The sequence below is a fragment of the Bacillus sp. S/N-304-OC-R1 genome (assembly GCF_019749375.1).
Taxonomy (GTDB): Bacteria; Bacillota; Bacilli; order Bacillales; family Cytobacillaceae; genus Cytobacillus.
In genome coordinates this window covers 19,359-33,674 of sequence record NZ_JACWFE010000024.1, presented here as the reverse complement: position 1 = coordinate 33,674, position 14,316 = coordinate 19,359, and the positions used below count along the sequence as shown (strand labels likewise).

Sequence of the window (14,316 nt, the reverse complement as noted above, 5' to 3'; positions counted from 1 at the left end):
AATAAGACTGTTCTTTTTTAATCCACCAAATGATTTAGGGAGGATACAAAATGGGAAAATGGAATGAGCAAGCTGCACCTAACAACAATATGACAGCAGTTGAAATTAAATCATCAAAACTCATTAAAAATAAGCCTGATTTTGAATTCTCTGAGGAGCTTTCTGATGGCGGAGAAAGAAATGAGAGGTTCAACAAACCAAGATATAACAAGAAATAACGATTTTTTTTATTATTTACTGGCCGGATTGGTAACTGAATCATCTCATTTTTTTATGAAAAAACACGCAAACTAATAATGTTCCAGAAGGGTGGGACATACTTGCGGACATTTTCGTTATTAAAGGGACTTCCGGTTATTGAAATAAATAGCGGAACAAAAATTGGTGAAGTGTTTGATTTAAGTATTTCAAGGCGTGGAATTGTGACAGGTTTAATTGTTCGGAAAGGCGCTCTTTTTAAAAAGACATTTTTGCTTGAAGTAAAAGAGGTTTCATCATTTGGCTGGGATGGTGTTATGGTCGAAAGCGAAGATGTACTGCAACCAATAAAAAAAACAGCCCAGTACACCTTTGAAACCCAGAACCCACTAACAGGAAAAATGATGATGACTAGAGAAGGCGAGCGGTTAGGTCTGCTTGAAGATGTATATTTCCTAGAGGAACTGGGGACAATCGTAGGGTATGAACTCTCAGATGGCTTTTTTTCAGATATGCTGGAAGGAAAACGTGTCGTTAAAACAGAGATTCCCCCTGCAATTGGAAAGGACGCCATCATTGTAAAAGTTAAAGAATGAGGTGTCTGCTCTATGTTAAAATGTCCAAATTGCCAAAGTAAGGATATTGGAAAGATTGGGATTAGTCAATATTATTGCTGGGGCTGTTTTATTGAGCTAACTATTACAAAAGGTATCATTAACACTCATCAAGTGGAGGAAGACGGAACATTAAGCTCTCTTGATGATCTTTTCGCAGAAGAAGAGCGCCGTTATTTATCCTGATTACCATGCAAACCCACGTTGCAATTACCCTATTCATTATAAAAGGAAATGGACAAAATTTGTAACGAGGTGATGGATATGAATCGTATGTTAACTTCGGTTATCGCATTTGGGGCCGGAATGGCAGCATATAATCTTGCGCAGCGAAATAACCTTATGTCAGGTCGACAGAGAAGAAAGCTGCAAAAACGAATGAAAAGCTTATTTTAATTAGCAGGGCTAGCACTAATCTGTGTTAGCCCTTTTTCATGAATAAATTTCAAGATACCAAGTTAAAATAAAAAATAAATGAGGAGGGTGAACGTGGATATTCGGTTAAAATGGTATTACCGCTTAGGGTTTCTCCTTCTTCTTTTTATTGTTTTATTTGTTTTTTTAAAGCTCCAGGAGTTATGGCTGCCTATTTTAAAAATTATTTTTGCTGTGCTCTTGCCATTTATTATTGCAGCCTTTATTTCCTACTTGCTTCATCCTTTTGTTGAAAAGCTTAATGATAGTGGCCTACATAAGGGAATTGCAGTCTTTGGCATCTATATTTTATTTTTTGGCGGGGTAGGTTTAGCCTTTTATAAGGGAATTCCTGCTTTTATGCATCAATTAGAGGATTTATCGGAAAATGCTCCACAGTTTGCGAATCAATATCGCGGATGGGTGGAGATGATTCAGGAAAAAACTTCAACATGGCCAGAAGGCATTCAAAATAGAATTGATGAAGGGATTTTAGCACTCGAATCAGCGCTGGATAATTTGCTGTCGAAAAGCGTGAATATATTAATAAATATCTTAAATTATTCAATCATTATTGCCATTATCCCGTTTATTTCGTTTTACATGATTAAGGATTTTGACCTAATGAAACGGACTGTATGGTATTTGACTCCAAGAAAGTGGAGGCAGGAAGGAATCTTATTTTTGCGTGATATTGATAAATCACTTGGCAGCTATATAAGAGGACAAATTCTTGTTTGTATAGCTATAGGAGCGATTTCTGCACTGATATTTTGGTTTGTCGGCATGAAATATCCATTATTGCTTGGATTTATCATCGGCTTAACGAACGTCATTCCTTATTTCGGTGCATTTTTTGGTGCAATACCCGCAGTTATTATTGCATCAACCATCTCTATTAAAATGATTATTATTTCAGTTATCATTGTTTTTGTGCTGCAATTTTTTGAAGGAAATATTCTATCACCTTTGATCGTTGGGAAAAGCCTCGATATGCATCCGCTTGTAATTATGTTTGCTTTATTAGCGGGTGGCGAAGCGGGCGGAGTAATAGGGTTAATTATTGCGGTTCCTGTTTTGGCCGTAATAAAGGTAAGTCTTGTGCATGCAAGATCACATTTTATTAAAGGACCAAACTCAAAATTTTCTCGTCCGTAAACGAAATGTTGACAAACACGAAAACAAATCGATATAATGCGACTATACAAGAAAGCAGACGCGTACAGACGCTATGCAAAATAATTCAGAAAATACGAAGAAGGAACGAGTATGTTATAGACCATCTGAGCGAAGAGTAGTCCTAATCAAGGCACTTCTGCGTTTCGCGTAAGAAAGGGAATTCCATGGCTGGAAGAATTCCTAGATGAAGGATAACAGAATGCTAATCCTGAGTGCAGCTAATACCTGCCGTTTATCCGCGTTAAGGAACTGAGAGAAGAAGCTTTGGAGGAGTGGGCAAAAGTCTATCTCCAGCACTTAAGAAGTGCGGAGCTTTTGAATCAGGGTGGTACCACGAGTAATGCTCTCGTCCCTGTATTGGGATGAGGGCTTTTTTGCGTTTTAAAAATGTGTTAATAACATTTAAGATATAATTTTAGGAGGAAAACGTTTATGAAACATTTATCAGGTTCTGACATTCGCCGTTTGTTTTTAGAGTTTTTCAAAGAAAAAGGACACTCTATTGAACCGAGTGCATCTCTAGTTCCACATGAGGATCCTTCCTTGCTTTGGATCAATAGCGGTGTTGCAACATTAAAAAAATACTTTGATGGCCGTGTTATCCCTGAAAATCCTAGAATCACAAATGCTCAAAAATCGATCCGCACTAATGACATTGAAAATGTTGGAAAGACAGCACGCCACCATACTTTCTTTGAAATGCTCGGTAACTTCTCAATAGGGGACTACTTCAAAGAGGAAGCAATTGAATGGGCATGGGAATTTCTTACTGATGAAAAATGGATTGGCTTTGAAGAGGAAAAATTATCTGTAACAATTCATCCAGAAGACGATGAAGCATTCGATATTTGGAGAGAAAAAATTGGTGTTCCAGAAGAAAGAATTATCCGATTAGAAGGAAACTTCTGGGATATTGGAGAAGGCCCAAGCGGACCGAATACAGAAATTTTCTATGATCGCGGACCTGAGTATGGGGATGACTTAAATGATCCTGAATTATATCCAGGCGGCGAAAATGAAAGATATCTTGAAGTTTGGAATCTTGTTTTCTCAGAATTTAACCATAATCCGGATGGAACATATACTCCGCTTCCAAAGAAGAATATTGATACTGGAATGGGTCTTGAGCGTATGGCTTCTGTTGTTCAAAACGTTCCAACAAACTTTGATACAGATCTTTTCATGCCAATTATCCGCGGTACAGAAGAAATCTCGGGTGTAAAGTATGGAAATAATAAAGAAACAGATGTTGCTTTTAAAGTGATTGCTGACCATATTCGAACAGTAGCATTTGCTGTTGGTGATGGGGCATTACCTTCCAATGAAGGCCGTGGATATGTATTGCGACGCTTACTTCGCAGAGCGGTTCGCTATGCAAAGCAAATTAATATTAATCGTCCATTTATGTTTGAATTAGTTCCAGTTGTGGGCGAAATAATGCAGGACTTTTATCCGCAAGTAAAAGAAAAAGAGGAATTTATTCAAAAGGTTATTAAAAATGAAGAGGAGCGCTTCCACGAAACACTTCATGAAGGACTGTCTATATTATCAGCAGTTATCAAGAAGGAAAAGGAAAAAGGCAGCGACACGATACAGGGTGAAGATGTATTCCGTCTATATGACACGTACGGATTCCCAGTTGAATTAACCGAGGAATATGCAGAAGAAGAAGGAATGAAGGTTGATCATGACGGTTTTGAGCAGGAAATGAACCGTCAGCGTGAACGTGCAAGAGCTGCAAGACAAGATGTTGATTCCATGCAGGTTCAAGGTGGAGTACTAGGAGAAATTAAAGTTGAAAGTCAATTTACTGGCTATGATAACCTTGTAGCAGATTCACAAATTGTTGCGATCGTTAAGGATGGTCAGTTAATAAATGAAGCGCAAATGGGTGAGGAAGTACAGCTAATTATGGATGTTACTCCTTTCTATGCAGAAAGCGGCGGACAAACGGCTGACGAAGGTATTTTAGAAGCTGAAGGATTAAGAGTTGCCATTAAAGATGTTCAAAAGGCTCCAAATGGCCAAAATCTTCATAAGGCAATTGTTGAAGCGGGCACACTGAAATTAAATGACCGTGTTCAAGCTAAGGTCAATGAACAATCCCGTTCAAAGATTATTAAAAATCATACAGCAACTCACCTGCTTCATCAGGCATTAAAAGATGTTCTTGGCAATCATGTTAACCAGGCGGGTTCATTAGTTGAGCCAGACCGCTTACGTTTTGATTTCTCGCACTTTGGCCAGATTACAGCTGAAGAGCTTGAGAAAATCGAAACTATCGTAAATGAAAAAATTTGGCGCAACATTGAATTAGAAATTGATTATAAAGACATCGAAGAAGCAAAAGCGATGGGTGCTATGGCACTATTTGGCGAAAAGTATGGGAAAATTGTTCGTGTTGTTCAAGTAGGGGACTACAGCTTAGAGCTTTGCGGTGGATGTCACGTTCCGAACACATCTGTCATTGGACTATTTAAGATCCAATCAGAGAGTGGTATTGGGGCTGGCACACGCCGAATTGAGGCTGTAACAGGGGAAGCTGCATATCAATTGCTAAACGATCAAATTAGCATATTAAAAGAGGCTGCAGCAAAATTAAAAGCAAATCCAAAAGATTTAGGATCTAGAATTGAAGGCCTATTAGGCGAAATGAAACAGCTTCAAAGAGAAAATGAATCATTGGCAGCAAAATTGGGTAATATTGAAGCTGGAAACCTTGTTTCTAAAGCGAAAGAGATTAATGGCGTAACAGTACTCGCAGCTAAGGTTGCCGCTTCTGATATGAATAATCTACGTAATATGGCCGATGACTTGAAAAATAAGCTCGGTTCTGCGATTGTCGTCCTCGGAAGTGTAAATGACGATAAGGTTAATTTAATTGCCGGGGTTACAAAAGATTTAATTGAAAAAGGATATCAAGCAGGAAAAATTATTAAAGAAGTTGCAACTCGCTGTGGCGGCGGTGGGGGCGGACGTCCAGATATGGCACAAGCCGGAGGTAAAGATCCAGAAAAACTAGAGAGCGCCCTGAATTTTGTTGAAGAATGGGTTAAATCCTTTTGATATCTTAACGAATTAGTGTAAAATGAAGGTAACCTGTCGAATATGTTCAATAATTGGATAATAATAGGGATTTAATTTTGGATGTTCCTGTTTTAAATAATCTCTAAAATGATTCGTAAGTTGCCAAGAGTTTCTCTAGAAAAAAAGCGATAATGATTAGTTTTCGATTAAAAAAGCGAGGTGTAAGAAATGAGCTCATTTGATAATACGATGAGGTTCAATTTCCCTGAAGAGCCAATGGAACATGATGTAAATCAAGTCCTTTTACAAGTTTATGAAGCTCTGCAGGATAAAGGGTATAACCCTATTAACCAAATAGTTGGTTATTTGTTATCGGGGGATCCTGCTTACATTCCCCGCCATAAAGATGCGCGCAATATTATTCGCAGACTCGAACGTGACGAAATCATTGAAGAGTTAGTTAAATCATATTTAAAACAGCAGCGAAAGGGATAATATATGCGGACAATGGGACTGGATGTCGGCTCAAAGACGGTCGGCATTGCGCTTAGTGATGCACTAGGCTGGACTGCTCAAGGTTTAGAAACCATCAAAATTAATGAAGAGAAAAATGAGTTTGGTTTCGAACAAATTGGTAAGATTATTAAAGAACATGAAGTGAGTAAAATTGTTGTCGGTTTGCCAAAGAATATGAATGGCACGATTGGACCGCGTGGAGAGGCAAGTCAATTTTTTGCGTCAGAACTAGAAAAACTTTTTGGTTTGCCTGTTATTCTCTGGGACGAACGGCTTACAACAATGGCTGCTGAACGAGTTCTTCTAGAAGCAGATGTCAGCCGGAAAAAACGGAAGCAAGTCATTGATAAAATGGCAGCCGTAATGATTTTACAAGGCTATATAGATAGTCAAAATATGATGAGGTGAACAGAATGAACCACGGAGAAAACAATATTACAGTAGTAGATGAAGACGGAAACGAGCAATTGTGTGAAGTGCTTTTCACATTTGATTCTGAGGAATTTGGAAAGTCATATGTACTTTACTATCCTGTAGGTGCAGGCGACGATGATGATGAAGATACTGAAATTCACGCATCGGCATTTATCCCAAGCGAGAATGAACAAGACGGCGAATTAATGCCAATTGAAACAGAGGAAGAATGGGATCTAATTGAAGAAATGCTTAATACATTCCTTGATGAAGAGGAAGAATAATAAGCAAAAATGCTGGCTATTTCATAGCCAGCATTTTTTATGCCTACTTTTTCATTGAAAACTATCGGATAATATCGGATTGTGTATTAATTTGCGACGACAAAAAGAAAATATAGTATAATAAGCCGAGTAACGGATTAAGAAAATCTCTATTTATACTGCACGTCAGTATTTTTTGATAGGAGGGAAACCATAATTGTCAATGGAAGAGAATAAAGCTAAAAAAGATCTTATTCGTCAAAAGATGCTTGAAAGGCAAAGTGAAGCAAGAGTGGTTAGAAGAATTGTTTTTATTATTGCTCTTATCTTATTTATCATTGTCGGAGCTGTAGCCGGAGGAGGCTATTTCTATATCAAATCTGCGGTAGAGCCTGCAGATCCGGATAACCATAAGGAAAAACAAATAGAAATCCCAATCGGTTCGTCAGCTTCGAGTATTGGCCGAATATTAGAGAAGAACGGTATTATAAAGGATGCAAGAGTATTTAAATACTATGTGAAACTTAAAAATGAAACAGGGTTTATGGCTGGAGACTATGCAATGAGTCCTTCTATGACTTTACCTGAAATTATTACAAGCTTAAAAACAGGGAAAGTTGTCGATGAAGTTGTTTTTAAAATGACTATTCCAGAGGGAAAACAATTAGAACAAATTGCTGCGATTATTGCAGAGAAGACAAACAGAAATGCAGAAGATGTCTTCAAAAAGCTAAATGACAAAGAATTTATTAAAACACTTATGGCTAAATACCCGGATTTACTGACAGAGGAAATATTTAATAAAAATATTAAATATCCTTTAGAGGGGTACTTGTTCCCAGCAACATATTCATTTTATAAAGAGGATCCATCAATTGAAGAGATTGTAACAGTCATGTTAAATAAAACAGTTAGTGTACTGAAGGATTACCGAGCTGAAATGGAAGAACAAAATATGTCAGTTCACCAATTATTAACTATGGCTTCATTAATTGAAGAGGAAGCTACAGAAAAGGTGGATCGGGATCAAATTTCGAGTGTATTCTACAATCGATTAAAAGTGGGTATGCCGTTACAGACTGACCCAACAGTCCTGTATGCACAAGGAGAACATAAATCTAAAGTTGTTTATAAAGATTTGGAAATCGATTCTCCGTACAACACATATAAATATCCGGGATTGACGCCAGGACCGATTGCTAATGCAGGGATAAGCTCTATTGAAGCGGCTCTTATTCCAGCAGATTCAGATTATTTATATTTTTTAGCTACATCAACCGGAGAAGTTCTTTTCTCGAAAACATTACAAGAGCATAATCAAAAAAAGGCAAAATATATCACAAATACTAACTAAATGACTATATTTGGGGAATCAAATTCGCATTCCCCATTTTTTTGTGGTAAAATAGTTCAAGTGTTTAATATTGCTTACGATAGCGTGAACCACGGACAAGCTTGGAGCCGGTTTTTTCCGATGAAGGTGCTAGGTGACTGTACCTTTTACTTTCCTTTCTGTGAACGCTATTTTTTATGTTTTGAAACTTGACTGAACCAAGTCTTTTTGCAAGCAAGGAAGATAAATGGATTTGAGGTGATGGCAGCTTGGAAAATGAAAAGCTGCATTCATATATAGAGAATATTATTCCTGGAAGACATGAGCTCTTCGAAGAAATGGAGCAATTTGCAGGTGAAAATGGTGTACCCATTATGGAGTTAGCGGGTATTGAAGCTATGCTCCAGCTTTTGCGTATTGGAAAGCCATCTTCTATATTAGAAATTGGTACTGCAATTGGCTATTCTGCCTTGCGAATGGCTCAGGCTGTTCCTTCCTGCAAAATTATTACAATCGAAAGAGATGCAGACCGTTATGAGCTAGCGGATCAATATATACAAAAAGCAGGTAAAGAAGAACAAATTAGCATTATAAAAGGTGATGCACTGGAGGTAGAAGCTGTAATTCAAGCGTATGCTCCATTTGATGCTATTTTCATTGATGCTGCAAAAGGTCAATACAGGAAATTCTTTGAAATATATTCTCAGTATTTAAGTAATGATGGGATGATTATTACAGATAATGTCCTTTTTAAAGGGCTTGTTTGTGAGACTAATATTGAAAATAAGCGAATCCGCAGTCTCGTTAAGAAAATTAATGATTTTAATATATGGTTAATGAATCATCCGGATTATTACACGGTGATCCTTCCGGTAGGTGATGGGGTTGCGATTTCGAAAAAGAGGTGAAGAAAGATGACAAAGCCAGAATTATTAGTAACACCAAAAAGTGTTGAAGATATTCTTCCATTGGCTGATGCTGGTGCAGATGCTTTTGTTATTGGGGAACAGCGCTATGGTCTGCGTTTAGCTGGTGAATTTTCAAAAGAGGATGTTAAAAAAGCGATTGAGATTGCACATGAAAAAGGAAAAAAAGTATATGTGGCAATGAATGCGCTTTTTCATAATGAAAAAGTAGAAGAGCTTCCTGAATATATTAAGTTTTTACAAGAAGCAAACGCAGATGCTGTTATTTTTGGAGATCCAGCTGTATTATTGGCTGCACGTGAAGCGGCTCCTAAAATGAAGCTGCATTGGAATACTGAAACAACAGGGACGAACTGGTATACATGTAATTATTGGGGTAGAAAAGGTGCCAAACGTGCGGTGCTTGCCCGTGAAATAAATATGGATGCCATTGTTGAAATTAAAGAAAACGCTGAAGTCGAAATTGAAGTTCAGGTTCATGGCATGACAGCCATGTTTCAGTCTAAGCGCTCCCTTCTTGGCAATTATTATGAATATCAAGGTAAAGTTATGGAAGTTGAAAACCGTAAGCAAGAGCATAATATGTTCCTGCATGATAAGGAACGAGAAAACAAATATCCGATCTTTGAAGATGAGAATGGAACACATATTATGAGCCCAAATGATATCTGTATCATTGATGAACTGCAGGATATGATTGATGCAGGAATTGATTCTTTTAAAATCGATGGGATATTGAAAAGTTCTGAATATATTGTTGAAGTTACGAAGCTTTACAGAAAAGCAATTGATCTTTGTGTAGAAGATCCGGATCAGTATGATGAAATCAAAGATGATCTATTAAGTGCAATTGAAGAAATTCAGCCTGTAAATCGTCCATTGGATACAGGGTTTTTCTTTAAAGAAACGGTGTATTAATCGTATTAACCAATTTGAAAGGGGAGCTGTATGATGACAGCGGTGAAGGATAACATTTCCCAGATTGTTAACGGTAAGAGGGTCATCGTGAAAAAACCTGAATTGCTCGCTCCAGCTGGTAACTTAGAAAAATTAAAAATTGCCGTTCATTATGGCGCTGATGCCGTATTTATCGGCGGACAAGAATACGGCTTACGCTCAAATGCAGACAACTTCACATTTGAAGAAATGAAAGAAGGCGTAGAATTCGCCAAGAAGTACGGTGCGAAGATTTATGTTACAACAAATATTTACGCTCATAATGATAATATAGACGGCCTTGAAGACTATTTATTAGGTTTAAAAGAAGCAGGAGTAGCAGGAATTATTGTGGCTGATCCGCTTATTATTGAAACATGCCGCAAGGTTGCTCCTGAAATAGAAGTTCATTTAAGTACACAGCAATCATTATCTAACTGGAAGGCTGTGCAGTTTTGGAAGGAAGAAGGGTTAGAACGTGTTGTTCTTGCCCGTGAAACGAGTGCAGAAGAAATCCGTGAGATGAAGGAAAAAGTCGATATTGAAATCGAAACCTTTATTCATGGTGCAATGTGTATTGCATATTCTGGACGTTGCACGTTAAGTAATCACATGACAGCACGTGATTCAAATCGTGGCGGCTGCTGTCAATCATGCCGTTGGGACTACGATTTATATAAATTAGAAGATGAAAATGAAGTACCATTCTATAATGAGGGTGATGCTCCATTTGCTATGAGTCCAAAGGATCTTAATTTAATTGGATCAATCCCGCAAATGATTGAGCTAGGCATTGATAGTTTGAAAATTGAAGGACGTATGAAATCTATCCATTATGTTGCAACGGTTGTTAGTGTTTACCGTAAAGTTATTGATGCGTACTGTGCTGACCCGGAAAATTTCAAAATTAAACAAGAATGGCTAGATGAGCTAGCGAAATGTGCGAACCGTGAAACAGCACCTGCATTTTTCGAAGGAATTCCTGGGTATAAGGAGCAAATGTTTGGAAATCATAGCAAAAAGACGAATTTTGATTTCGTAGGGTTAGTGTTAGATTATAATCCGGAAACACAAATCGTGACATTGCAGCAGCGCAATCATTTTAAACCTGGTCAAGAAGTCGAATTTTTCGGTCCGGAAATTGAAAACTTCACACATGTGATTGATAAGATTTGGGATGAAAAAGGAAATGAATTGGACGCAGCCCGCCATCCGCTGCAAATTGTACAGTTCAAGCTCGATAAGCCGGTTTATCCTCACAATATGATGCGAAAGGAGATTTAATCTGCATGACTCGCAAACCTGTTGTGATCGGTGTTGCCGGCGGTTCAGGCTCCGGTAAAACTAGTGTAGCAAAATCAATTTATGACCGCTTTAATGGGCATTCCATTTTAATGCTTGAACAGGATTACTACTATAAAGATCAAGCACATCTGCCTTTTGAAGAACGGTTAAAAACAAATTACGATCATCCATTAGCTTTTGATAATGACTTACTTATTGAGCATATCAAAAGCCTGCTGAAATATGAAAGCATTCAAAAGCCTGTATATGACTATGCCATCCATACTAGATCTGAAATGGTTATTGAAGTTGAGCCAATGGATGTTATCATCTTAGAAGGCATTCTTGTGTTAGAGGATGAACGTCTTCGTGACTTAATGGATATTAAGCTTTTTGTTGATACAGATGCAGATTTACGTATAATTCGCCGTTTGTTCAGAGATATTAAAGAACGCGGACGAACAATGGATTCAGTTATTGATCAGTATGTGAATGTCGTACGGCCAATGCATAACCAATTTATTGAACCGACAAAACGCTATGCTGACATTATCATCCCTGAAGGCGGACATAATCATGTGGCAATTGACTTAATGGTAACAAAAATTCAAACAATTCTTGAACAAAAGTCATTTTTATGACACAATAGCATAGAAAATATAATAAGGTCCCAGATAATGGACAAATGAAGCGCGCGCCCTTTAAAAGGTCGCGCTCCTATATTAATTAGCAAAACTGCGCGATTAAGTCATTTAGAATTTTGCCGCAAGCAAGAATACTGCAGGTAGCCTGCAAAAATATCTACATGCTTCTTTGCTTTCTTAGCATGGGGGCGTACATAAAAATACAGAAAGAACACGACTAATACAGTTGTGAATATTTGAAGGAGTGAAGGTTTTGGCAATTGAAAAGGTTTTCCCAATGACACAAGCTGGTAAAGAAAAGCTTGAACAGGAATTAGAATATTTAAAGTCTGTTAAGCGCAAAGAGGTAGTTGAGCGTATAAAAATAGCACGTAGCTTTGGAGACCTATCAGAAAACTCAGAATATGATTCAGCTAAAGAAGAACAAGCATTTGTTGAAGGCCGAATTACAACTATTGAGAACATGATTCGAAATGCAAAGATTATTTCTGAAGCAGAACTAAGTGCAGATGTAGTCTCTTTAGGAAGCTCTGTTACATTTATTGAACTGCCGGATGGTGAAGAAGAAACGTATACAATCGTAGGAAGTGCTGAAGCAGATCCATTTGAAGGCAAGATCTCTAATGATTCGCCAATTGCGAAAAGCCTTATTGGTAAAAAAGTAGGCGATGAAGTAAAGGTTCAAACTCCTGGAGGAGAAATGGACGTACGTATTGTAACAATTAAATAAAAGTAAATAGTTTGAAAAAATGAAACCTCGTCAAAACTTTTGACGAGGTGTTTATTTATGTGGAGAAAAAGAGCAATAGCTTGGCTTTGTATTTGTTTGTTAATGTTTTCTGTATTACTCGGGCGGCTTGTACAGCTCCAATTAGTGTCAACAGAGGCCTTTACGAATAGGCAAATAAATTTGCTTGAGGCAAGTGTAAGTCAGCGATCACAGGAAATGGTGCTAGATACAGGAAGAGGAAACTTTCTCTACAAAAATGGCAGTCCGATTACACATAAAAGTCTTCCAGTCCTAATTTTATTTCCCTTTTTGAAGAAAATGGACTGGGATAGTAAAAAAATTTCAGAGATCATCGGAGTTTCGGAGTATTCTTTACGTCATGCAGTGGAAAATTCAAAAGATCCTTTTGCTTTTGGAGATCCCAAGCCTTTTGTGTTAACAGAGTTACAAATGGATGAAATAAATAATTTGAAAATTCCAGGTGTATTCGCTGTTGAAAAAAAATATCATTTAACAGAGAACCCTGCAGAGCATTTAATCGGAATTACTGGAGAGAATGCCAGTCTGCTGCGTAAGCGTTACCCGAATAAAGAATTGTCCAGCTCTACAATGATTGGATTAACTGGTATGGAAAAAAGTTTTGACGAATTTCTTTTACCTGATGGCAAATCAAAGCTCGTCTATCATGTCGATGCTACTGGTGGACCTCTTTTTGGAATAAATGTGAAGTATGTAGAACCAGCAAATCCTTTTTACCCAGTTAATATTAAAACGACGATAGATTCAGATTTACAAAGCTTAGCTGAAGAGCTGGCTGACCGGTATGGAATCAAAAAAGGAGGAATTGTCCTACTGGATATTCAATCAAATTCAGTAGCAGCGATGGTCTCAAGACCCTCTATTAATCGCAAAGACCCATTTAATGAGTCTTCAGGGGGAGCAGTAAATGTAATGATGAAACAGCAAATAATGGGTTCTGTATTCAAAACAGTCGTCGCTGCAGCTGCCATCGATTATGATCTGGCAAAACCTGCTCGAACCTTTGATTGCAGTAAGAAAATCAATGGAGAACCAGATTTGCAGTTTCAATATGGGATGCTTGATTTCAATGATAGTTTTGCGAGAAGCTGTAATAATACTTTTGCTACACTAGCAAAGGAATTGAAGGAAATAGACCCAAATATTCTAGAAGAATATGCAGATAAACTATCATTAACCGGGCCAGTGGGCTGGAAAGGTGACATTTATCATTTTAGTGACTTCAAACAGCTTCAGGAAGAAGATAAGGGTAGAATCTTTTTGTCAGAGAATGAAAAGAAAGATCTAAATTTTGTAGGATTAACTGGGATTGGGCAGCATGAAGTTCGAGCCACCCCTTTAGCGGTCGCAAACATGATGGCAACGATTGCTAGAGGCGGGAAAAAAGAAATGGTTCGTGTCGCTTCCAAAATAGAATATAAGAATCGTACCTCCTTATTAGAGTTTAATAAGCAAAGTCTAGAAGGTGAGACTATATCTCCTTATACAGCCATGAAGCTTCAAAAGCTATTAAGAGAAGTGGTCATTAATGAAAATGGAACGGGAAGATGGTTTCAAACCCTTCCATACGAGGTGGCAGGGAAATCAGGAACAGGAGAGACAGGGAGAATGGAAGATGGGCATCCTCTTTATAACAAATGGTTTGCTGGTTATTTTCCATATGCTAATCCTAAATATGCACTTGTGACAGTTAATTTGGGTGTAACTTCGGATAGTGGTGGTGTAAATGGTCTGTTTGCAGATTTAGTCAAAGGCATCTATGACTATGATCATAATCAAAAAATAAAGGAATAGTCTCT

Annotated in this window: 16 protein-coding genes; all 16 read left to right on the top strand. The window is 37.7% G+C overall.

Features of this window, described 5'->3' with window-relative positions; genetic code table 11:
- Window positions 1-50: 50 nt before the first annotated feature.
- The 16 genes from H0173_RS18650 to H0173_RS18575 all read left to right on the top strand — a co-directional run bounded on the left by H0173_RS18650 (window position 51) and on the right by H0173_RS18575 (window position 14,311).
- The gene (locus tag H0173_RS18650) at window positions 51-218 is read left to right on the top strand and encodes a hypothetical protein (RefSeq protein WP_221848190.1); all 168 of its coding nucleotides are present in this window, start codon (window positions 51-53) and stop codon (window positions 216-218) included.
- 102 nt (window positions 219-320) lie between these two features.
- The gene (locus H0173_RS18645) at window positions 321-794 is read left to right on the top strand and encodes a PRC-barrel domain-containing protein (protein WP_221848189.1); all 474 of its coding nucleotides are present in this window, start codon (window positions 321-323) and stop codon (window positions 792-794) included.
- Window positions 795-806: 12 nt separating this feature from the next.
- On the top strand, window positions 807-998 hold the full coding sequence (locus H0173_RS18640; RefSeq protein WP_221848187.1) for a hypothetical protein: 192 nt from the start codon (window positions 807-809) through the stop codon (window positions 996-998).
- A 78-nt stretch (window positions 999-1,076) separates the two neighbouring features.
- Complete coding sequence (locus tag H0173_RS18635; protein ID WP_221848186.1) at window positions 1,077-1,208, top strand: YrzQ family protein; 132 nt, start codon at window positions 1,077-1,079, stop codon at window positions 1,206-1,208.
- A 93-nt stretch (window positions 1,209-1,301) separates the two neighbouring features.
- Window positions 1,302-2,384, top strand: coding sequence for an AI-2E family transporter (locus tag H0173_RS18630; RefSeq protein ID WP_221848184.1), 1,083 nt, complete (start codon window positions 1,302-1,304; stop codon window positions 2,382-2,384).
- A 453-nt stretch (window positions 2,385-2,837) separates the two neighbouring features.
- The gene (gene alaS / locus H0173_RS18625; protein ID WP_221848182.1) at window positions 2,838-5,471 is read left to right on the top strand and encodes an alanine--tRNA ligase; all 2,634 of its coding nucleotides are present in this window, start codon (window positions 2,838-2,840) and stop codon (window positions 5,469-5,471) included.
- A gap of 189 nt (window positions 5,472-5,660) precedes the next feature.
- Complete coding sequence (locus H0173_RS18620; RefSeq protein ID WP_221848180.1) at window positions 5,661-5,927, top strand: IreB family regulatory phosphoprotein; 267 nt, start codon at window positions 5,661-5,663, stop codon at window positions 5,925-5,927.
- 3 nt (window positions 5,928-5,930) lie between these two features.
- Window positions 5,931-6,356, top strand: coding sequence for a Holliday junction resolvase RuvX (gene ruvX / locus H0173_RS18615; RefSeq protein WP_221848178.1), 426 nt, complete (start codon window positions 5,931-5,933; stop codon window positions 6,354-6,356).
- Between the two features lie 5 nt (window positions 6,357-6,361).
- Window positions 6,362-6,646, top strand: coding sequence for a DUF1292 domain-containing protein (locus tag H0173_RS18610; RefSeq protein WP_221848176.1), 285 nt, complete (start codon window positions 6,362-6,364; stop codon window positions 6,644-6,646).
- Between the two features lie 196 nt (window positions 6,647-6,842).
- Window positions 6,843-7,979, top strand: coding sequence for an endolytic transglycosylase MltG (gene mltG, locus H0173_RS18605; protein ID WP_221848174.1), 1,137 nt, complete (start codon window positions 6,843-6,845; stop codon window positions 7,977-7,979).
- A gap of 248 nt (window positions 7,980-8,227) precedes the next feature.
- On the top strand, window positions 8,228-8,866 hold the full coding sequence (locus tag H0173_RS18600; RefSeq protein ID WP_221848172.1) for an O-methyltransferase: 639 nt from the start codon (window positions 8,228-8,230) through the stop codon (window positions 8,864-8,866).
- A gap of 6 nt (window positions 8,867-8,872) precedes the next feature.
- On the top strand, window positions 8,873-9,802 hold the full coding sequence (locus H0173_RS18595; RefSeq protein WP_221848170.1) for a peptidase U32 family protein: 930 nt from the start codon (window positions 8,873-8,875) through the stop codon (window positions 9,800-9,802).
- A 33-nt stretch (window positions 9,803-9,835) separates the two neighbouring features.
- The gene (locus tag H0173_RS18590; protein WP_221848169.1) at window positions 9,836-11,104 is read left to right on the top strand and encodes a peptidase U32 family protein; all 1,269 of its coding nucleotides are present in this window, start codon (window positions 9,836-9,838) and stop codon (window positions 11,102-11,104) included.
- 5 nt (window positions 11,105-11,109) lie between these two features.
- Window positions 11,110-11,745 carry a uridine kinase gene (gene udk, locus H0173_RS18585; RefSeq protein WP_221848167.1) on the top strand — a complete coding sequence of 212 codons (636 nt, stop codon included), beginning with the start codon at window positions 11,110-11,112 and terminating at the stop codon, window positions 11,743-11,745.
- A 256-nt stretch (window positions 11,746-12,001) separates the two neighbouring features.
- The gene (gene greA, locus H0173_RS18580; protein ID WP_221848165.1) at window positions 12,002-12,478 is read left to right on the top strand and encodes a transcription elongation factor GreA; all 477 of its coding nucleotides are present in this window, start codon (window positions 12,002-12,004) and stop codon (window positions 12,476-12,478) included.
- A 57-nt stretch (window positions 12,479-12,535) separates the two neighbouring features.
- A complete protein-coding gene (locus H0173_RS18575) occupies window positions 12,536-14,311 on the top strand; it encodes a peptidoglycan D,D-transpeptidase FtsI family protein (protein ID WP_221848163.1) in 1,776 nt (591 codons plus the stop codon).
- Window positions 14,312-14,316: the final 5 nt, after the last annotated feature.

Bases quoted from the DNA above. Each gene is read 5' to 3' on its own strand.
- H0173_RS18650 (WP_221848190.1), top strand. From the start codon at position 51: ATGGGAAAATGGAATGAGCAAGCTGCACCTAACAACAATATGACAGCA.
- H0173_RS18640 (WP_221848187.1), top strand. From the start codon at position 807: ATGTTAAAATGTCCAAATTGCCAAAGTAAGGATATTGGAAAGATTGGG.
- H0173_RS18635 (WP_221848186.1), top strand. From the start codon at position 1,077: ATGAATCGTATGTTAACTTCGGTTATCGCATTTGGGGCCGGAATGGCA.
- alaS (WP_221848182.1), top strand. From the start codon at position 2,838: ATGAAACATTTATCAGGTTCTGACATTCGCCGTTTGTTTTTAGAGTTT.
- H0173_RS18620 (WP_221848180.1), top strand. From the start codon at position 5,661: ATGAGCTCATTTGATAATACGATGAGGTTCAATTTCCCTGAAGAGCCA.
- ruvX (WP_221848178.1), top strand. From the start codon at position 5,931: ATGCGGACAATGGGACTGGATGTCGGCTCAAAGACGGTCGGCATTGCG.
- H0173_RS18610 (WP_221848176.1), top strand. From the start codon at position 6,362: ATGAACCACGGAGAAAACAATATTACAGTAGTAGATGAAGACGGAAAC.
- H0173_RS18595 (WP_221848170.1), top strand. From the start codon at position 8,873: ATGACAAAGCCAGAATTATTAGTAACACCAAAAAGTGTTGAAGATATT.
- H0173_RS18590 (WP_221848169.1), top strand. From the start codon at position 9,836: ATGACAGCGGTGAAGGATAACATTTCCCAGATTGTTAACGGTAAGAGG.
- udk (WP_221848167.1), top strand. From the start codon at position 11,110: ATGACTCGCAAACCTGTTGTGATCGGTGTTGCCGGCGGTTCAGGCTCC.
- H0173_RS18575 (WP_221848163.1), top strand. From the start codon at position 12,536: ATGTGGAGAAAAAGAGCAATAGCTTGGCTTTGTATTTGTTTGTTAATG.